Raw genomic sequence first — 19,146 nt, 5'->3', positions numbered from 1 at the left:
CCCGCCCGTCGTCTGCGACGGGCGGGGCTCTCGTCATCCGCGGAGGAGGCCGTGCCGGGCGGCCTGTTCGAGCGCCTCCGTACGGTTGGCCGCGTCGAGCTTGCGGTAGATGCTGCGGAGCTGCGTCTTCAGGGTGTTCGGCGAGACCTGGAGCTCCGCGGCGATCTCGGGCAGCGGCGCTCCGGTGGTGAGCGCGTGCAGCACCACCTGCTCCCGCGAGGACAGCCTCGGGCGGGCGGCGAACGACGGCAACGCGGATCGGCCGGGCAGCGGCGCGCCGCCGATCGGAGCGAGGTCGGCCCGGACGGCGGCGAAATCCTCGGCGCTGAGCAGCGCCAGCGGGGTGCGCAGTCCGCGGTCGGCGAGCTGGGCGTTCAGCACCGCGGTCACGGCCTGCGCGGCGGCGGGACTGACCCGGTGGAGGGCGGCACTCTGCACCGCCGCGGCCTCCGCGCGCTCGCGTGAGGTCGTCGGCTCGAGACGCGTGTGAGAGAGGAGCCGCGCCGCCTCGGGGGCGCGACCGTCGATCAGGGCGACCCTGGCTCGTTCCAGAAGGGTGCCGAAGCGGTCCGCCCCGGCGTCGCGCTGCTTGACGCCGCGCGCGGCGCGGATGTCGCCGAGGGCGAGGTGGAGCAGGATCCGCGGGCGGCTCAGCGCCTGGCGGGCCGGCGGAGAGCCGGCCTCGCGTCCGCGCAGTCGGGCGAACGACTCCAGTCGCTCCAGCCCGCCGGCGGCATCGCCCTCGTGCAGCGCGATCCAGGCTTCGACCGTCGCCATCGTCGTCCAGTGCTCGCTCGTCGCCCGGTGCGGGAGGAAGGCGCGCGCGTGGTGCTTGGCTGCGGCGAGGTCGCCGTCCTCGACCGCCAGCATCGCCTCGGCGACGCGGTAGAACGTGCCGCGGTAGCCGTCCAGCTGCGCGGGATCCCACGAGCCGTCGCGGATGATCTCGACATAGTGCCGGGCCTCCGGCAGATCGCCGTTGAGGGCGTGGATCCCGCCGAGGAGGCTGACGGCGTGGAACGCCTTCCCGCTGCCCTGCGACGCCGCGAGGGCGGCGGCCTCGTCGAAGAGGCGCACGGCCTGTTCCCGACGGCCGCCGTAGTAGAGCGAGATGCCGAGGTGCGTGCACAGCAGCGGCATCTCCATCGCGTACTGCTCCCACTGGGACTCGGGTGTCTCGGTGAACAGAGCCAGCGCGCGGGCGGCCACCTGCCCCGCCCTGTCGGGCATCCCGATCACGCGCAGCGCCGCACTCTCGGCAGTCCAGATGAACAGGCGCTCCGTCGGCGAGAGCGTGTTCCGACGGGCGTTCGCGGCGGAGATCGCCATCCGCAGCAGTTGCAGTCCGCGCACCCGCCGGAGCCGGTTGGCATTGAGGCAGATGCCCAGGAGCATGGCCACCAGCGGCTCCTGCTTCAGCCGGGCGAGAGGCAGGTCGCCCAGCAGCGCCACGACCCGGCGACCGTCGTGGTCCAGGAGGTGGCTCCACCCGGACATGATGACGTGGGCCGCGAGGTGGAGGTCGTCCTCCTCCATCGCGAGGCGCAGTCCTTCGAAGGGGGCGCCGCGGCGCAGGGCGCCCTCGATCGCGAGGCGTCGGAGCACGCGGATCTCGGCGGGGAACCGCCGCAGGAGGTCGTGACGCAGCAGGGTGCGGGCCGGCGCGGCGATCGTGAAGGTCCGGCGCCCGGAGTCCGTCGACCATCGGCCGAAGCCGAACGCCTCGGCCTCGTCGAGGGCCGCGCCGATGTCCGGATCGCTGCTGAGGGCCTGCGCCAACGGCAGGTCGACCGTGTCCGTGATGCTGATCCGGATAAGACCCTCCAGGACGCCGGCGCCGAACGTGCCCTCCTCCATGCGGCTGCGGAGGTAGTCGTCGACCGCCGCCGTCGCGACCTCCACGATCGTCGTGCCGTCGGGGGCACGGCCGCGGAGAGCGACGGCACGCACGACCGCCGCGAATCCCTCGGTGGCCGCCCGCACGGCGACGGCGGTGTCCTCGTCCACGTCGAGAGCGCGGCGGATCTCGTCGGTGTCGAACGCGAGGTCTTCCGGAGAGATCAGCGCGGTGTCGATCACGAGGCCGATGCCGTCGCTGTCGAAGGGACTGGGGCGATTCGTGGCGACGATCAGGCGGACGTGCGACGGGACGGCGACCGTGCGGCAGAGGTCGAAGACCGCATCCCGGTCGAGCGCGGCGGCGTCGTCCAGGACGATGACGACAGGCTCCTCGCGATCGCACAGGTAGTGCCCGACGGCGGGCCAGCCGTCCCCGGTGGCCGGATCGGTGCTGCCTGCGTCCGTGTCCGTGTCCGTGCCGCGCAGCACCCGCAGCAGCGCAGATGCCAGTGCCGGGCTCGTCGCCAGGGCCGGTGTGACCGTGAGCCACACGACCCGGGCGGAGCAGGTGAAGGCCCAGCCGACCAGGGCGGTGGTCTTCCCGGAGCCCGCGGCGCCGCGCAGCAGCGTGAGCGGAGCCCCGGCATCCAGCACCGCGTTCAGCCGCGGACGCCCGATCACGTGCGCGGAAACCCGCGGAAACCTCGTGTCCCCTTGCGCGCCGAAAGCCGGCATCGTCCCTCCCCAGGTACGCATCCCCACCCCTACGATATCCAAACCCGCACGGTGCAGGACGCTGCGGAGCGGGGGCGCCGGGAGTTCTAGGCTCGGAGGAGTGAGTGGTCCGATATCGCCCGTGTCCCGCCGTGTGCCGACCAGCGCCCTGCTCGTGAGCGCAGCCCTCGGCGCGGTTCAGGCCCTCGTCTTCCTGGCTGTCGTCCCGGTCACGAGCGTGCTGGCCGCCGCCTCCCCTCCCGCGTATGCCCTGGTCGCGGCCGTGCACACCGCACTGCCCTTCCTCGCCCGCGTCGTCACCCGGGTCCCCGGCATGGCGACGCTGGCCGCCTTCGTGACCGGGGTGCTGACGCTCGCGGTGTCCCCCATCGGGCTGCTCGGGGTGGTGCCGCTCGTCCTCGGCGGCGCGGTCCTCGACCTCGCGCTGCCGTTCCGGCGCGACGCCGCGGTCCGCCCGGGTCGTGTCCTGCTCGCCGGCGCCGTGACCGGGGTGGTGCTCTTCCTCGTGGCCCTCCCGGTGTTCTCCCCGGAGCACCTCGTCCCGCCGGTGCTCATCGCCACGCTGCTCGGCCGGGTGCTCGGGGAGCTCGCGGTGGCGGGAGTCGTCCTCGCCGTCCGCCGGCTGCTGCGTCGCGCCGGCGTCGCCCGCTGACTGCGGTTCACTATACCCCCACCGGGTATAGTGGACCCATGGCCGGTCGTCGCGTGCTCCAGAGGGCGCTGCTCGTCGTCCTCCTCGTGGGCGGCGTCGTGCTCGGGCTCCTCGGCATGCACGCGCTCGACACGCACGGCACCCCCGGAGCGCACGCGATGGCGGGCCACGCGGCACCGGTGCCCGCGCACCCCTCGGCGTCGGCGGCGCATGCGGCGTCCGTCGCCGAGGCGGCCGTCGCCCCCGACGACTCCGCGGGGGATGGCGGCGCGGCCTGCGTCCTCGCGCTCCTCGGCGGACTGCTCCTGGTGCTGCGCCCCATTCGCGCGGCCGTGATCGCTCCCCTGCTGCGCGCCCTCCGCGTGCGCGCGGGAACCGCCGCCGCCCCTCTCCGTCCCCCCTCACTCCACGTCCTCTGCATCAGTCGGACCTGATCGGCGCTGGTGAGCGCCCGGGCTCCGCGACCGCGGACGCCCTTCCGACAGACAGAGATGAGAGAGAAATGAAGAATCGAACCGCTGCCGCCGCCGCCCTCGTGCTGGTCGGAACCCTCGCCCTCGCGGGATGCGCCTCGGCCGCACCTGCGGGACCGGCTGACCACTCCGGTATGGATCACTCCACCTCGGACGCCCCGCTGGCCGGAGCGAACGAGGCCGATGCGATGTTCGCGTCCATGATGATCGTCCATCACGAGCAGGCCGTCGAGATGTCGGACATCGTGCTCGCGAAGGATGACGTCGACCCACGGGTGACCGACCTCGCCGAACGCATCAAGGCCGCTCAGGGCCCGGAGATCGAGCAGCTGCAGGGATGGCTCGACGACTGGGGTGCCGAGGCGGGTGACCCCGCCGAGATGGACCACGGTGACGGCATGATGAGCGACGACGACCTCGCCGCGCTCGAAGCCGCCGCGGGCCCGGAGGCGTCCCGGCTGTTCCTGGAGCAGATGATCGCCCACCATGAGGGCGCGGTCGAGATGGCCGAGACGGAGGTCGCGGACGGCGAGAACGCCGACGCGGTCGCCCTCGCGCAGGACATCGTCGACGCGCAGACCGCGGAGATCGCGGAGATGAAGGAGATCCTCGCCACGCTCTGATCGGCACCGGGCCCCGTGTCGCCTCCGCGGCGCGGGGCCCGTCGACCTTCTGCGCCTGTCCTTTCCGCGCTGTTATGTACGTTTTACACTACTATGGACTCATGAGCGAGATCGCGATCACGGAAGCCCGGGGGCGGCTGGCGTCCATCATCGACGAGGCGCGCAAGGAGCCCGTCTATCTCACCCGACGAAACCTCCCGGTGGCGGCTGTCGTCGATGCCAGCCTGCTGGAGCGGCTCCTCGAAGACGCGGAGGAACTGGCCGACATCCGCGCGGTCGATGCCGCCTGGGAGGAGACCGCCCGACTCGCCGAGACGCCGATCCCGTGGGAGGAGGTGAAGCGGGACCTCGGGCTCGTGCCGTGACCTACGACGTCCAGGTCCTGCCCGTCGCCGTGCGGGCGATCCGCAAGCTCCCTCCTGAGGCGAGGCGACGTATCCAGGCCGTCATCGAGCTCCTCTCCGAAGACCCACGGCCCCCCGCGGCACGCAAGCTCACCGGCCGACCGGAGTGGCGGGTGCGGACGGGGGACTACCGGGTTCTCTACCGGATCGAGGACGGGATCCTGGCGGTCGTCGTCGTGCACGCCAGCCACCGTCGCGAGGTGTACCGCTAGCGATCGCGGCGGCGCAGGCGGCGCAGCGGGGCAGACAGGCGGTGCCAGAGCGTCGGCGCGGGCTCCTCGTCCTCCGCGGGCGGCGGGGCGACGGCGAACTGGACGAACTCCTCCGCGCCGTGGTGCACGACGCGGTAGAGCGCCGTGCCGATGAGCACACCCAAGGCGATCGACATGACGGAGACGAGGGCGGCGGTGAAGTCGGCGAGACCGTTGTCGGTCGCCACCGCCTCGGTGAGTCCCACCAGCCCCGCCGCTCCCGGCACCAGCAGCCAGAACGCGGGGAGGAACGTGAGCTGCGACGGGGCCCCGTGGCGCAGCCCGGCGATCCAGAACACGACCGGCGTGACGGCGACCGCGCCGACGAAGCCGCCGACCGCCGGGTCGATGAACTCCGTTCCCGCCCATTGGCCGAGGTAGGCGACGACCAAGGCGAGCAGCACCCACCCGAATGTGGACGGCGGGGAGGAGAAGTGCAGGTAGTTGCCGAGCGCGAACACGAGGATGCCCAGCAGCGGCACCCACCAGGGCAGGTAGGACGAGGAGGCGTCGAGCGCCTCGTACGAGTCGCTCGAGACGCCCACCACCGCGCCCGCGGCGAGGATGCCGAAGGCGAGGAGGGCGAGCTGCACGAACCCGTAGATGAGGCGGGACGCACCGGAGATCATCTGCCCGGCTGCGAGCTCGACCGTCGCCGTGGTGAGCACGCCGCCGGGGAGGAAGGTCACCAGCGGCGCGATCAGCAGCCGGATCGGGTCGCCGATCTCGATCACCTCCGCGAGCAGGAACACCGCGGCGGCGCACACGAAGGCCGCGGCGATGGGCATGACCAGCTGCAGTGTGGGGGAGCGCACGAGCTTGAGCAGGCCGATCCCGAACCCGAGCACGAAGGCGACGAGCGTGCCCTGCCAGGTCGGCGCGAGCAGGAGCGCGAGGCCGGTCGTGAGGATGGCATGCCCGAGCGTGCGGGTGAACCAGCCGAGCCGCGGGCGCATCGCGCCGATCTCGTTGAGCCGCCGGATGCCGTCCAGCGGGTCCACGGCGCCGGTCTTCGCCTGCGCGATGAGGTCGTACAGCGCGGCGATCTGGTCGAAGCGGAACGAGGCGTTCGTGGCCGACCGGAACGCGACCCGCTGCTCCTCCGCGTCCCCCGTCTCCACGATGATGATCGTCGGCAGGACGACGAAGTCGGCGCCGTCTCCCCCCGATGCCGTGGCCACCTCGGCGATCGTGTCCCGGATGCGGTCGACGGACTCCGCCGATGCATTCATGCCCTGAGCCAGTCCCAGGAGGAACTGCCGCAGCGCCGACCGGTCGACGACGTCGGTCATGTCACGTGAACAGGAACGACAGCGCCACCCCGACGACGATGGCCGTGCCGACGTAGACGAGGTTCGGCAGCTGGAACGAGTGGTCGATGACGAACTTGCCCATCTTCGTCGTCCCGGTCTGGTCGAACGCGACCGTCGCCACCTGGCTGCCGTTGGCGGGCAGCGTGTAGATGCCCATCGCCGCCGGCCACAGCCCCACCAGCAGGGAGGCGGGCAGACCGATCGTGATGCCGATCGGGACGATCGCGTTCGTGGCGCTCGACTGGCTGGTCGTGAGCATGGCGACCGCGAAGAGCGCCAGCGCGAACAGCAGAGCGCCGAGGAAGGCGGACGATCCGGAGACGACCGAGCCCAGCCCGTCGACGATGAGGGTCTGGTTCGCGGCGACGAACGTGTTGGCGAGCCAGGCGATGCCGAACAGGGCGATGGCCCCGACGATGCCCGCGGGGAACGTGGACTGCTTCGGCACGTCGGCGGCCTTGACCTTGCAGAACACGAAGATCAGCGCGGCGATGATGCCCATGACGACCTCGATGATCACCGTGACGCTCAGGCGGAGCGGGTCGCCGTCGTCATCGGTGCCGATGACCGGACGGAGGTTCTCGAACAGGCCGAAGAAGACGATCACCGCGACGCCGGCGAGGAACAGCGAGGCCGAGAGCACGGCGGTCGGCGGGAGCTTGTTCTCGTGCGCGTCGACGGTGGGCGGCTTGATCTGCCCCTCCGCCAGGCGCTTCTGGTACTCCGGGTCGTCCTCGAGGTCCTTGCCGTGACGCATCATGACCAGGGCGGCGACGAGCAGGCCCGCGATCGAGGCCGGCCACATGATGAGGAGCAGGCCGCCGAGGTCGACGCCCTGCGGCGCGAGCAGCACGACCATCGATGCGGTGGCCGCGGAGACCGGCGAGCACAGGATGCCGACCTGCGAGGCGACGGCCGAGACCGACAGCGCCCGCTCCGGCCGGATCTTCTGCTGGTAGGAGACGTCGTAGATCACGGGCAGCAGCGGGTAGAAGATGTTGCCGGTCCCCGCGCCGACCGTGAAGAGGAACGACATGGCCGGCGCGAGGAAGACGACGGACTTCGGGCGTTTGCGGATGACCTTCGCGGCCACCGACACCATCCAGTCGATGCCGCCGGCGGCCTGCATGGTCGAGGCCGCGGTGATGACCGTGATGACGATGAACACCGCGTCGACGGGGGCGTTGCCGGGGGCCTCCCCGAACACGAACACGAGCACCGCGACGCCGACGAGGCCCCACACGCCCAGGCCGATCCCGCTCGTGCGGGTGCCCATGAAGATCGCCAGGACGACGACGATGAGCTCGGCGACGAGGATCCAGACGCTGTCGTTCACGACGACGGCCCCTTCACGACCGGCGCCGCCCCGGTGAGGACCTGCACCGGCAGCTCGGTCTCGACGATATTCCCGTCGGCCGCCTCGACCTTCAGCGCCAACGCGTTCTCGACCGGGCTGACCGCCGTGACGAACTCGCTGTTCTCGAAGTGCAACGACTGCAGGTTGCCCACCGCATACCCGGTGGAGAGCTCGCCGCTGAGCAGGGAGGCGTGGAAGAGCGGCCGTCGCTGGTCCTCGGCGTCGTAGTGCGGACAGAAGCTGCCGTGCAGGAACCCGAGACCCTCGGGGAGCACCTGCAGCGTGGGTCCGTAGCTGTCGGTCGTGCCGCCCTCGAACCAGCAGATGCCGCCCGCGCTGCCTCCCGTGAACACGACGTTCGACGAGGGGTCCTCCCACATCTCGCGCATGATCTCGTCGAGGCCCTGACGCTTCCAGACGTCGAGCATGTTGGCGGTGTTCCCGCCGCCGACGTGGATGACGTCGAAGCCCTTCACGAACCCGGCCAGGTCGTCGACGGCGCGATGGAACAGCGGCAGGTGGTGCGGCGCGCATCTGTCGGAGTCGTACGTGGAGTAGAAGCTCACGATGTAGGCGGTGTCATCGCCGGTCGCGGTGCCGACGAAGAGGACCCGAGGCCGCTCCTTGCCGGTGAGCTTCAGGATGTACTCGTGCGTCGGATCGTTCCGACGTTCCATCATGGCCTTGCCGGCCCCGGTTGCGACGACGTGCGACATGCCCCCACCTCACTGTCGAGTGTGAATGCGCTCAACCTAGCGTCGCGCCGTCACCGCCGTCCAGAGCGGTCACCCTGGCCGGGTGAATCCCGGCCTCTCAGCCGAAGACGCGAGCCGTGCCGACCATGCCTTCCAGGAGGGCGGCTGTGCGGGCGCGCGGTCCCTCCGGCGCGATGCCGAGGACGCGGGCGAGCTCCAGGGCGAGAGCGGCGTGTCCGGCGGCGCTGGGGTGGAAGGGGTCGTTCATGAGGCCCCACGGCATCCCGCCACCGCCCAGCTCCGCGAAGTGCGCGTACTGGTCGACGAGGATCACGTCCTCCGCGGACGCGACCCGACGGACGGCCTCCGCGAAGTCGGCGATCCGCGCCCGCTCCGGCGCGTTGCGGACGTCGATGGCGGGCGGCGTCTGGAGCACCGGGATGGCGCCGAGTTCGCGCACCCGGCTCACGAAGTCATGCAGGGAGGCGGCGTAGTCATCCGGCGAGATCACCGGTCGGGGCCCGCCGTCCGAGGCGTCGTTGGTGCCGACCATGAGGGTGACGACATCCGGCTGCCAGCCCGCGACCCGACGCCCCCAGTCGTCGAGGATGTCGACGATCCGGTTGCCGCTGATCGCGGTGTTGAGCACGATGTCGCGGACGCGCTCGAGCTCGCCCCTGATCAGCTCGTGGAGGTGCTCCTGGTAGCTGCGCCCGCCCTGGGTGTGCACCAGGCCGTGGGTGATCGAGTCGCCGGTGATGACCCAGTTCAGCGGTGCCGGGTCGCGGAGCGCGTCGGCGAGGCGGCGGAGGTCGTCGTCGGCGGTGGCAGGGGAGGCGGAGGGGGCGATCGGCACGTTTCCGAGCTTATCCGGCGTAATGCTCAGGGGCCGTTCCCGTCCTGTTTGCCGAGGGGCGAGGCTGGGCATGTGAGCGCGGACGGGATCCGTGGCCCAGGACGTCGTCGAATCCCCAACCCGACGACGTGGAGAAATCGAGTCCCTCGTGCGGCGGGCTGCTCCCCCGGCCCGCCGCACATCCCCGGGTCTCGGGGCGTTCCGTCGGCCCATTCCGGAACGCCGATATACGCGCGGCTGCGAACACCTGCGATGCGCCGCATGAGGGGTACCGTCGTTGGCGGCCTGTTCGAGGGAGGGGAACCTTGCGGGCCGGGGGAGAGCTCCGCGGCATCGCCGCGGGCGGAGAGAGTGCGACGCCGCGCGGCGTGGAGACACGTGCGGCGTGCATCGTCGCGTTCCGCAATCCTGCGGAACGCGCGTAGTACGTCGGGCCCCGCCGTGTCTCATCTTCGACCGTGCCCACGTCGCGTGTGCGCGGCTGTCACCGGAGGAACACATGCTGACCCATTCGCCACCCGTCCGACCCCGCTCGGGACGGAGCCGCATCGCCCGCCGCGTCGCCGCCGTCGCCATGATCGTCGGCGGATTCGTCGGAGCCCTGCTCGTCCCCGTCGCGGCGACCGCGGCCCCGCCGTACACGACCGGCGCGACGGTCGAGTCCCTGGCCTTCACGGAGACGGCCGTCGCCAGCGGCACGAAGGCCGAGCTGACCGGCACCTGGTCCCTGCCGGACAACCCGGTCGCACCTGCCGGCTTCGTCGTCGAGCTCCCCGAGGGCCTCCGTGGGCTGCCGGACACCTTCCCGTTGCTCGACGCGGCGGGAGCTGAGGCGGGACGCTGCGTGACGACCGCCGCGCAGCTCGTCTGCGACATCGACAGGGCTTACCTCGAGGAGCACCCCGTCGGTCTCTCCGGAGGCTTCTCCTTCTGGGCGACGGTGACCACCGAGGTGAGCGAGACCACCACGGTCACCTACGACTTCGGTGACGTCACCGCTTCCGTCGATGTGAAGCCGGACCCCTTCATCTGCACGACCGACTGTGACTTCCGAGGCCGCGCGGACTTCAAGAGCGGGGAGTACCAGAACACCTCGGACACCATCGCGTGGGACGTCGCCGTCGGGGCGGGAGCGAAGGGCATGGCCGCGGGTCAGGAAGTCGTCGTCACCGACGTCATCGGCTCCGACCAGGAGCTCCTGCGCGAATCCGCCGCCGGGGAACGCTACCCGTCGCTGTGGGTCGCCACCGGTCTGCAGACGCTCCCCAGCGGTCTCGTCGTCCCGGGGCCGGTCACCGAGGTCCCTGCCGCCGACTACACCGTCTCCGCCGACGGGACCACCGTCACCTTCACCGCCGTCGAGGGCGGCTTCTACAACGTGCACTACCTCTCGCGGGTGACCGACGACGGTGCGGCCGGCACCTACCGCAACGCCGCCGAGATCCGGGTCGGCACCGAGACATCGTCGACGGTCACGTCGGAGGTCACCCGCCACGGCGGCTCGGGGACGGGGAACGGCACGCGCGTCGGGCGCTTCACGGCGCTGAAGACCCTCAGCGGTCCGGCGGCCGCGACCGAGCGGATCCCCGCCGGGACCCGGTACGTGCTGGAGTACACGTACCCGGCAGGGCCGGGCTTCCCGGCGGGCTCGGGGGTGCTCGATCTCGAGGCCGGATCGCCGGTGACGAGCCCGGCGCTGCCTGCCGGCGCGGAGGTCACGGTCCGCGAGCGGGCGCCGGAACCCGTGGCCGGCACCGCCTGGGGCACGCCTGTGATCAGCCCGGAGCGGTTCACGGTGGGGGACGAGACCGTCACCGTGAGCGTGCAGAACCCGGTGGCCGTCGTGCCCCCGCCGCCCGTTCCGGCCACGCCGAGCACGCCGGCCACGCCGAGCACGCCGGCCACGCCGAGCACGCCGGCGACGCCGTCGGGCACTCCCGGGGGCTCGCTGGCCACGACCGGCGGGGAGATCGCGACAGCGGGTCTGCTCGCCGGGGTGCTGCTTCTGGGGATGGGAGGTGCGCTGGCGGCCGCGCGACGCGCACGCCGCGGGAACCGCTGATCGCACGCGCCGGGCGGGGTGCGGCCTACATCCGTCGGGCCGCACCCCGCGTCGGCGCGAGAACGCACGGGTGAGGTCTGTCGCCTCACCGACACAGGCCCTCGGGGGAAGGGAACACCATGAGCGACGAACGCAGAGACGAGGAGAGGGAACGCGACGCGGACCTGCTGGACCGGGTCCGCGGGGGTGACGAGCAGGCCTATGCGGAGCTGTGGGAGCGCTACGCCCCCGCGGCGGCGGCCGTGGCCCGCAGCTACTGGTGGTCAGCCGATGCCGACGACCTCGTCGCAGAGTCCTTCACCCGCATCTATCAGGCGATCCAGGCCGGGAAGGGGCCGACGGCCGCGTTCAAGCCGTACCTGTTCGCCACGATGCGCAACCTCGCCATCAGCTGGGGCCGCGCCCGTCGCGAGGTGCCCATCGAGTACATCGAGGCGGTGGAGGACCCGAACAGCACGGATGCCGCGGCCGACGCCGATTTCGACGCCTCGCTCGTCTCGCAGGCCATCCTGGCCCTGCCGGAGCGCTGGCAGGACGTGCTGTGGTTCGGCGAGGTCGAGCACCTCTCCATGCACGAGATCGGCAAGCGCCTCGACATCAGCGAGCGCGCGGCCGCGGTCCTCGCCTTCCGTGCCAGGGAGGGGCTCCGGCAGGCCTGGATCACCGCGCACGTCGCGGCCCGCCCGCCGGCCTCCCGGGAGTGTCAGTGGACGATGGGGAAGCTGGGCGCGCACGCCCGCCAGCGCCTCACGCCCCGGGACACGGCCCGTGTGCACGCCCACCTCGACGAGTGCGCCGACTGCCGCGCCAAGGCCGAGGAGGCGCGTCACGCCAGCTCGCGCATGCTGTCCGTCCTCTTCCCCGCCGGCATCACGGTGGGGGCCGGTGCGCAGATCTGGCAGTCGCTGACATCTGCCGGACTGTCCGCCAGCGCCGCCCCGCTGCCGCCCACGATCGCTGCTCCGGTCGCGGGTATCGCTGCGGCGAAGGCCACCATCGGTATCGTGGCCGCGGTCACCGCGACGACGCTCGCGGCGACCGTCGCCGCCACGGTGGTCGGGGGCACCGCCGTGGTCGCGGCGCCCGCCGCCACGGAGGTCGTGACGTGGAGCGTACCCACCCCGGTCCCATCCCCGGAGGCGACATCCGCCCCGGCGGCGACGCCGGTCGCGAGCCCTCCGCCGTCGGCCGCGCCGGAGCCGTCCGCTCCGGCAGCGCCGCCGCCGGAGCCGGAGCCGGAACCCGTCCCCGAGGCGAGCGTGCCGAGCCCTCCTGTCCTCATCGACGTGCCAGGGCAGGTCTCACGCACCGAGCTGCTGTCCGTGACCGTGGCGTGCGAGGTCGGTGCCGACCTCACGGTGTCCGCCTACGGCGCCACCCTGGCGGCGGGGACGTGCGCGGCGAACGAGCGATGGCAGGCGAGCTTCCGCGTCGACGCCTATCCGGTGCCCGCCGGGACCGCGGTGACCCTGAGTTTCGCGCAGTCCAACATCGCCGGGATCTCCGGCGCGGCGAGCGCGGAGGTGGTCATCGTGGATTGATTTCGGAACCGCGCGTAATCACACCCGCGGATCGCTGTCCTGTAGGAGTCCGCCATCTCCGGATACCAGCGGATGAAGAGATCGAGATTGGAACCACATCGCCATGAGGAAACGATCGGGCGCCTTCGTGCTCGGATTGCTGCTCGCCCTGGGTACCGTCGCTGCCGCGGCACCCGCTGACGCCGCGACGGGAGCCGCGACCATCGTCGACGCGAACACCGGCCGGTTCACGCTGCCGGACGGCACGATCGCCACCGCCACACTCGCCGGCGGCTCCCGAATCTTCGGCGGCGAGGGTAAGACGCTGAGTTCCTGGAGCGGCACGGACGCCATGTACGCGGCCGGTGTCTCGGCGAAGGACCTCGCGACGCTCGACGTCCACTCGAACGCGAACTGCGGGACGTCGTCGCGCTGCGGCGAGGGGCAGCTCACGATCACGTTCGATCGCCCGGTCGACGATCCCGCGATCCACATCGCCGAGTTCGGCGCCGGGACCGGCGGTACCGGACTCGGCGGGATCTCGGTCGCAGACGGCATCCGTTTCGCCTCCTCCGACGGCGGCGCCACCCGTGCGGTCGTCTCCGACGGCGCCACTTTCGTGGACGGAGGCGACGGCTACTCCCGCGGCGACATGAGGATCTCCTGCACCGCGGCCTCGCGCCCCGGCGGCTGCGGAAGCTTCACCGTCCCGGGCACCAAGATCACCCGGATCGTCTTCGACGTCGCCCGCTTCGCCCTCGGCGGCACGCAGACCGCAGCGCTGGACGGCTACGCCCTCGGGGTGACCGCCACCGCCACGCCGGACCCGAAGGTCGCCGGACTCTCGATCGCCAAGGTCGTCGACAAGGCCGCGGCCGCACCGGGCGACGTCCTCGACTACACCATCACCGTCCGGAACACCGGCGAGGCGGAGGCCCGACAGGTGCCCGTGACCGACACGCTCCCCGCCGGACTGCGCGAGGCGACGGCCGATCAGGGCGGCGTGGTCGCCGACGGCGCGGTCGCCTGGACGATCGACGCCCTTCCCGCCGGCGGCACGAGCACCCTGCACGTCTCCGGGACCGTCGACCGCGCAGGCGCGGGCACCACCCTCGTCAACCGCGCCGTGGTGGAGAACCCCGCCGGTGTCCCGGCCGAGACGCCGGCGCCCACGTCCTCCACGCCGTGTGCGGACGACGCGAGTGTCGCCTGCGCCTCCACGGTCGTCGCCGCCCTGCCGGCGTTGTCGCTCGCGAAGACCGTCGACAAGCAGGTCGCCGGCCATGACGAAGCGCTGTCGTACACCCTGGTCGTCGGCAACGCCGGGACGGCCCCGGCGACCGATGTCCCCGTGACCGATGTCCTTCCGCCCGCCTTGACCGCGGTCTCGGCCGATCAGGGCGGCGTGGTCGCCGACGGCGCCGTCCACTGGACGCTCCCCGAGGTCCCGGCCGGCGGCGAGGTCGTGCTGCACGTGACCGGCATGACGCCGGGAGGTCTCGACGAGGCCCAGCTCGTGAACCGCGCCACCGTGCAGAACTCCGCCGCTGCGCCGAACGGGACGCCTGCGCCGACGGTGACCACCCCGTGTCCCGACGACCCGCAGCAGGCATGCGCCCTGACCGCGGTGGCCCCGCTCGCCTCGTTGGAGATCGACAAGACCGTGGCGCAGTCCGCCGCGCCGGCCGGGTCCATCCTCGACTACACGATCACCGTGTCGAACGTCGGCCCCGGTGTCGCGACGCAGATCCCCGTCGTCGACGACCTGCCCGACGGTGCGCGGTTCATCGCCGCCTCGACCGGGGGCGTCGCCGTGCAGGACAGGGTGGGCTGGGTGGTGCCGGAGCTCGGCCCCGGGGAGTCGGCCACGATGACCCTCCGCGCGCAGCTGCCGCGGGACGCCGAGGGCACCGTCGTCAACCGCGCCACCGTCGCCTATGACGAGTCGATGATCGCCGGTCTGCGGGCAGCGGCTGTCCAGGCCGGGATCGCCGTTCCGGACGACCTGTCCGGCCTCCCCGCGCTGCCGCCGCTGTCGGCGACGCACGCCTGCGCGGACGACGCGCAGTGGTCGTGCGCGGCGACCGTCGTCCGTGCCCCTGCCGCTGCAGGGCTCGCGCAGACGGGCGGCACGCCGCTCTCCGTCCTCCCCGCGATCGCGCTGCTGGCGGGTGGAGCTCTGCTCCTCATCGTCTCCGCGCGTCGCGCGACCCACCGATAACCACTGATCGCGTCAGCCACGGGGGACCTCCCTCCGGGGGCTGATCGAGGTACCCAGAAATGCACTTCTCACAGTCCACTTCGTCCGTTCCGCTGCCGAAAGGCTCCGTCATGATCGTCTTCGGGACCCGTCCCGAGATCATCAAGCTCGCTCCGCTCGTCCGCGAACTGGGAGATGCCGCCTTCGTCGTCCATACCGGGCAGCACTACGACCCGGGGATGTCCCGGGTGTTCCTCCGGTCCTGCGGGATCGAGCGCGTCGATCTCCAGCTGCATGTCGGCGGTCTCCCGCGCGCGGCGCAGATCGGGCGCGCCGCCGAGCAGATCGCCGAGGCCATCACCCGCTTCGAGCCGCAGTACGTCGTGGTCCAGGGCGACACGAACGCGACGTTCGCCGCCGCTCTCGCCGCGAATGCCGCAGGGGTGCGCCTCGGGCACGTCGAGGCGGGACTGCGGGCGCACGATCGCCGGATGCCCGAGGAGCACAACCGGGTGATGGTCGACCACATCGCCGACGACCTGTTCGCGGCGACGGAGGCGAACCGTGCCAACCTCCTCGCCGAGGGCATCGACGAGGAGCGCATCCTCGTCACCGGCAATCCGGTGGTGGAGGCGGTGCGCGCCCAGCGCGCGGGCGCGGCCGGCGATGCGGACGAGCTCGCGCGGCTCGGATTGACGCCTGCCGGCTTCGTGCTCGCCACACTGCACCGTCAGGAGAACGTGGACACTCCGGAGAACCTCCTGGCCACCCTCCGCGCGTTCAACGCGATCGCGGCGTCGGGGTGGCCCGTCGTGTTCCCCGTGCACCCACGCACCAGGGCGATGCTCACCTCGCTGGACGCCACGCACCTCCTGGACGCACTGATCGCCGAGGAGCCGCTCCCCTACGAGCGGTTCCTGGCGCTCGCCGCCCACGCCGCTCTGCTGGTCTCCGACTCCGGCGGCATCCAGGAGGAGGCGACGGTGATCGGCCGCCCCGTCCTCGTCGTGCGGGACTCGACCGAGCGCCCCGAGGCGCTGGGCGCCTTCACCCGGCTCGTCACCCCGCAGGAGCTCGCTCCGGCCGCCTCCGCCCTGCTCGGCGCGGTGGAGCCGACCCTCGCCCGACTCGCCACCCTGCCGTCCCCCTTCGGCGACGGGCAGGCCACCGCGCACATCGCGGCGCACATCCGCAGCACCGTCGCCTCGACCCGCACTGAGGAGTCCTGATGTACAGCAACGCCCTGACCACCCCGCTCGCCACGGTCGGCGCCCTCGCCGTCACAGGTCCGGAATCGATGACCACCTGGGTCATGGCGGCGGGGATCGCGGTGACCGTGGGGGCGGGGCTGCTCCTGCGCACCCGCCTGCTGCGGCGGTCGGCGCCGGCTCCCCGCCCGATCCGTCGGTCCGTCGCGCCGGAAGAGGACCCCGCGCGGGGGAGGACACCCTGATGTTCCCGGTGCTCAACGCGTTCACGGTCCTGCTCGGCGTCGCGTTCGTCACGTACGTCCTGTTCATCCTCATCCCCTATCTCCGTTATCCGAAGACCACCCCGGGCGATCCGGCGAGCTTCGAATGGCACTTCTTCATCCCGTGCCGGGACGAGGAGGCGGTGATCGATACGACCGTGTCGCGGGCGCGGCGGGATTTTCCCGGCGCCCACGTCTGGGTGATCGACGACGACAGCGAGGACGCCACGGCATCGATCGTCACCCGATGGGCCGAGGCCGACGAGCACGTGCATCTCGTTCAGCGCCGTCGCCCCGAGGCGCGGACCGGCAAGGGCGACGCACTCAACGCCGCCTATCATCAGCTCCTGGCCTGGCTCCCCGCAGACGCCGACCACGATCGGATCGTCGTCGTCGTCATCGACGCGGACGGCGAGATGGAGCCCAACGCCCTCGAGATCTGCGCCGCCGACGACATCTTCGGCGACGAGAGCGTGGGGGCGGCGCAGATCGCGGTCTGGATGAAGAACCGCGACGACCCGAAGCCCTACCCGCACGGCGGGCGGTTCGCCAACACGTTCGCGCGGTTCCTGCTGCGGATGCAGGATCTCGAGTTCCGCACCACCATCGCCGCGATGCAGTCGCTCCGGGCGAAGACCGGGACCGTGGGGCTGGGCGGCAACGGCCAGTTCACCCGGCTCTCCGTGCTCGATGCGATCGGCGACACCTTCGGCGAACCGTGGCACGGTGCCCTGCTCGAGGACTACGAGCTGGGCGTCCATGTCGTGCTGGCGGGCTACCAGGTCCGCCACGTCTACGACACGCACGTGAACCAGGAGGCGCTGCCCTCGATCCGCCGTCTGCTCACGCAGCGCACCCGGTGGGCGCAGGGGAACATCCAGTGCGTCAAGTACATCCGCGAAGTGGTGAAGTCGCCGTACGTCGACAACGCCGGGGTCATCGAGACCGTGTACTACCTCGTGCTGCCCTTCCTCCAGATGCTCGGAGGGCTCTCGTTCCTCATCCTGTTCGGCGCCCAGGTCGGGTACTGGGTGCAGCAGCCGGAGCTCCTCCAGGTCGCGCTCGGCGACACCCTCGGCGTCCTCGGGCTGCTGTTCGCCTTCTCCGTCGCCCCGTTCGCCGTCTGGGGGTTCGTCTACAAGATCCGCTGCGAACCCCAGGCGAGCTGGCTGACGGCGCTGGGGTGGGGGCTCGGGGTGTGGCTCTACGTCTATTACATGTACATCTGCATCGCGCGGGCGTTCCTGCGCATCGTCCGGGGCAAGAACGGATGGGCCAAGACACGCCGCAATGCGGAGGCCCACGTCGTCGTCAACGGATCCGTCGCCGTGGAGGCCTGATGACCACCGTCACCGAAACCCTGCCCGCCCTCCGCGCCCGTCGACTGGATCGGGTGTCGCCGCCGAACCGTGCCGCGCGGGTGGTCGTGGCCCTGCTGATGCTCGCCGCGGGCGGAGCGCTCCTGGCGGTCAACACCTCCTTCCGCGCCGTCGAGGCGGTCGTCGCGACGTGGCTGCTCTCGCCGTTCGTCGAGGGCCAGCGCGCGGCGATCGGCGAGCACTATCTCGTCTGGACCCCGACCGGAGACCTGATCGCTCTGCAGATCACGGTCGAGTGCACAGCACTCCTGATCGGGCTCCCGCTCACCGTGGTCGCCGCGGTGATCCTCGCCTTCACCCGCGTGCGGTGGAGCCGGCTGTTCGGCGGGCTCGCAGCCATGTGGGGGATCGTCTTCGCGGTCAACATGCTGCGGCTCGTCCTGATCGGCTGGGCCACCCAGACCTGGGGTCTCGATCCGGGCTACAAGGTGAGCCACGTGTTCGTGGGTTCCCTCGTCGGCGTCCTGGGGTACGTCGTCGGACTCGTCGTCATGCTGCTGATCATCGGCGTCCGTGCCCCGCAGCGCCGGAATGCTCGCCGTCCGCGGGCGTAATCGACCCCCGTCCCCCCCCGTCTCATTCGCGGCGAAGCACTCTGCTCGTCGTGTCCACATCAAGAAAGAGGCTCATCATGAAGAGCATCCTCAAGACCGCGTGCAGCGCCGGTGTCGGCCTGCTGATCGTCGGGGGCTCGCTCCTCGGCGCGCAGGGGGCCATGGCCGCCGACCAGCCCGACTCCACCGACGGCGCATCGAGCGGCGGCATCTCCTCGGTCCGCAGCACGGAAGACGTCGACGGTCAGGCCTCGACCCGCGGCTACCTGGGTCGAGCCACCCAGACGGCCGCGACGGGCGTGACGCCGGGGTCGGAGATCAAGGAGGGCGCGATCGTGCAGCTCGTCAACGACGAGCAGATCGACGGCGTCTACAAGGTGATCCTGCCCGTGCCGGCGCACACGACCTTCGCGTCGGCGACCAGCGGCGGTCAGCTCGTCGGCGGGAACGTCGTCTGGACGTTCAACGTCACGCACGACGGCGGCACCAGCATCGTCACCCCGATGGCGACGTTCACCGTCGACGCCGACTACTGGGGTCCGCAGATCACCAACAGCGCCAAGGTGCTCTACACCGGCGGCGTCTTCACCGACGACCACCGCTTCACCTACAACTACAGCCACACCTTCGCCGAGCGTCCGCCGGTGCCGGTGGCCGATCCTGCCGTCGGACTCGCGGGCGCCGGTGTGATCGCCGTCGGAGCTGCCGGCGCGTTCGCGCTGCGTCGTCGTCCCTCGGCGACCCGGTGACGGGCGCCGGACA

At 71.6% G+C, this 19,146-nt stretch carries 18 protein-coding genes; 13 read left to right on the top strand and 5 right to left on the bottom strand.

Going from position 1 to position 19,146, the window contains the following annotated elements; all coding sequences use genetic code 11:
- Positions 1-33: 33 nt before the first annotated feature.
- The gene (locus tag ACIGJI_RS09320; protein ID WP_363445204.1) at positions 34-2,595 is read right to left on the bottom strand and encodes a LuxR C-terminal-related transcriptional regulator; all 2,562 of its coding nucleotides are present in this window, start codon (positions 2,593-2,595) and stop codon (positions 34-36) included.
- A gap of 79 nt (positions 2,596-2,674) precedes the next feature.
- Here ACIGJI_RS09320 and ACIGJI_RS09315 point away from each other — a divergent pair, with 79 nt between their 5' ends.
- From ACIGJI_RS09315 to ACIGJI_RS09295, 5 genes are all read left to right on the top strand, one after another.
- The gene (locus ACIGJI_RS09315; protein WP_366244249.1) at positions 2,675-3,226 is read left to right on the top strand and encodes an ECF transporter S component; all 552 of its coding nucleotides are present in this window, start codon (positions 2,675-2,677) and stop codon (positions 3,224-3,226) included.
- Between the two features lie 38 nt (positions 3,227-3,264).
- A complete protein-coding gene (locus tag ACIGJI_RS09310) occupies positions 3,265-3,660 on the top strand; it encodes a DUF6153 family protein (protein ID WP_363445200.1) in 396 nt (131 codons plus the stop codon).
- A 68-nt stretch (positions 3,661-3,728) separates the two neighbouring features.
- On the top strand, positions 3,729-4,322 hold the full coding sequence (locus ACIGJI_RS09305) for a DUF305 domain-containing protein (protein WP_280565792.1): 594 nt from the start codon (positions 3,729-3,731) through the stop codon (positions 4,320-4,322).
- A 101-nt stretch (positions 4,323-4,423) separates the two neighbouring features.
- Positions 4,424-4,687 carry a type II toxin-antitoxin system Phd/YefM family antitoxin gene (locus tag ACIGJI_RS09300; protein WP_268777520.1) on the top strand — a complete coding sequence of 88 codons (264 nt, stop codon included), beginning with the start codon at positions 4,424-4,426 and terminating at the stop codon, positions 4,685-4,687.
- Positions 4,684-4,938, top strand: coding sequence for a type II toxin-antitoxin system RelE/ParE family toxin (locus ACIGJI_RS09295; RefSeq protein ID WP_363445197.1), 255 nt, complete (start codon positions 4,684-4,686; stop codon positions 4,936-4,938). Before ACIGJI_RS09300 ends, ACIGJI_RS09295 begins: the two co-directional genes overlap by 4 nt.
- Here the strand turns inward: ACIGJI_RS09295 and ACIGJI_RS09290 are convergent.
- The 4 genes from ACIGJI_RS09290 to ACIGJI_RS09275 all read right to left on the bottom strand — a co-directional run bounded on the left by ACIGJI_RS09290 (position 4,935) and on the right by ACIGJI_RS09275 (position 9,198).
- Positions 4,935-6,269 (bottom strand): threonine/serine exporter family protein, encoded by a 1,335-nt coding sequence (locus ACIGJI_RS09290; RefSeq protein WP_363445195.1) that lies wholly within the window; start codon positions 6,267-6,269, stop codon positions 4,935-4,937. The genes ACIGJI_RS09295 and ACIGJI_RS09290 overlap by 4 nt on opposite strands.
- A gap of 1 nt (position 6,270) precedes the next feature.
- On the bottom strand, positions 6,271-7,626 hold the full coding sequence (locus ACIGJI_RS09285) for an anaerobic C4-dicarboxylate transporter family protein (protein ID WP_187662909.1): 1,356 nt from the start codon (positions 7,624-7,626) through the stop codon (positions 6,271-6,273).
- On the bottom strand, positions 7,623-8,363 hold the full coding sequence (locus tag ACIGJI_RS09280) for a peptidase E (protein WP_280565789.1): 741 nt from the start codon (positions 8,361-8,363) through the stop codon (positions 7,623-7,625). Before ACIGJI_RS09280 ends, ACIGJI_RS09285 begins: the two co-directional genes overlap by 4 nt.
- A gap of 97 nt (positions 8,364-8,460) precedes the next feature.
- Complete coding sequence (locus ACIGJI_RS09275) at positions 8,461-9,198, bottom strand: SGNH/GDSL hydrolase family protein (protein WP_363445193.1); 738 nt, start codon at positions 9,196-9,198, stop codon at positions 8,461-8,463.
- A 499-nt stretch (positions 9,199-9,697) separates the two neighbouring features.
- Between ACIGJI_RS09275 and ACIGJI_RS09270 the strand changes: the two genes are divergently transcribed.
- The 8 genes from ACIGJI_RS09270 to ACIGJI_RS09235 all read left to right on the top strand — a co-directional run bounded on the left by ACIGJI_RS09270 (position 9,698) and on the right by ACIGJI_RS09235 (position 19,133).
- The gene (locus ACIGJI_RS09270) at positions 9,698-11,260 is read left to right on the top strand and encodes a DUF5979 domain-containing protein (RefSeq protein WP_363445191.1); all 1,563 of its coding nucleotides are present in this window, start codon (positions 9,698-9,700) and stop codon (positions 11,258-11,260) included.
- Between the two features lie 119 nt (positions 11,261-11,379).
- Positions 11,380-12,801: a sigma-70 family RNA polymerase sigma factor gene (locus tag ACIGJI_RS09265; protein WP_363445189.1), complete on the top strand. Its 1,422-nt coding sequence runs from the start codon at positions 11,380-11,382 to the stop codon at positions 12,799-12,801.
- A 103-nt stretch (positions 12,802-12,904) separates the two neighbouring features.
- Positions 12,905-15,001, top strand: a complete 2,097-nt coding sequence (locus ACIGJI_RS09260; RefSeq protein WP_363445187.1) for a DUF11 domain-containing protein — start codon at positions 12,905-12,907, stop codon at positions 14,999-15,001.
- 110 nt (positions 15,002-15,111) lie between these two features.
- Positions 15,112-16,209, top strand: a complete 1,098-nt coding sequence (wecB, locus tag ACIGJI_RS09255; RefSeq protein WP_363445185.1) for a non-hydrolyzing UDP-N-acetylglucosamine 2-epimerase — start codon at positions 15,112-15,114, stop codon at positions 16,207-16,209.
- The gene (locus ACIGJI_RS09250) at positions 16,209-16,433 is read left to right on the top strand and encodes an LPXTG cell wall anchor domain-containing protein (RefSeq protein WP_315638281.1); all 225 of its coding nucleotides are present in this window, start codon (positions 16,209-16,211) and stop codon (positions 16,431-16,433) included. Before wecB ends, ACIGJI_RS09250 begins: the two co-directional genes overlap by 1 nt.
- The gene (locus ACIGJI_RS09245) at positions 16,433-17,791 is read left to right on the top strand and encodes a glycosyltransferase family 2 protein (RefSeq protein WP_363445183.1); all 1,359 of its coding nucleotides are present in this window, start codon (positions 16,433-16,435) and stop codon (positions 17,789-17,791) included. The genes ACIGJI_RS09250 and ACIGJI_RS09245 overlap by 1 nt, the downstream gene beginning before the upstream one ends.
- Positions 17,791-18,384, top strand: coding sequence for an exosortase/archaeosortase family protein (locus ACIGJI_RS09240; protein WP_363445181.1), 594 nt, complete (start codon positions 17,791-17,793; stop codon positions 18,382-18,384). The genes ACIGJI_RS09245 and ACIGJI_RS09240 overlap by 1 nt, the downstream gene beginning before the upstream one ends.
- Before the next feature lie 77 nt (positions 18,385-18,461).
- Positions 18,462-19,133 carry a hypothetical protein gene (locus tag ACIGJI_RS09235; RefSeq protein ID WP_187662919.1) on the top strand — a complete coding sequence of 224 codons (672 nt, stop codon included), beginning with the start codon at positions 18,462-18,464 and terminating at the stop codon, positions 19,131-19,133.
- The last annotated feature ends 13 nt before the right edge of the window (positions 19,134-19,146 follow it).

Origin of the sequence: Microbacterium sp. NPDC064978, assembly GCF_044543605.1 — a bacterium.
Lineage (GTDB): Bacteria > Actinomycetota > Actinomycetes > Actinomycetales > Microbacteriaceae > Microbacterium > Microbacterium meiriae.
The sequence above is the reverse complement of the archived record's forward strand: the minus strand, read 5'-3'. Positions and strand labels throughout refer to the sequence as shown.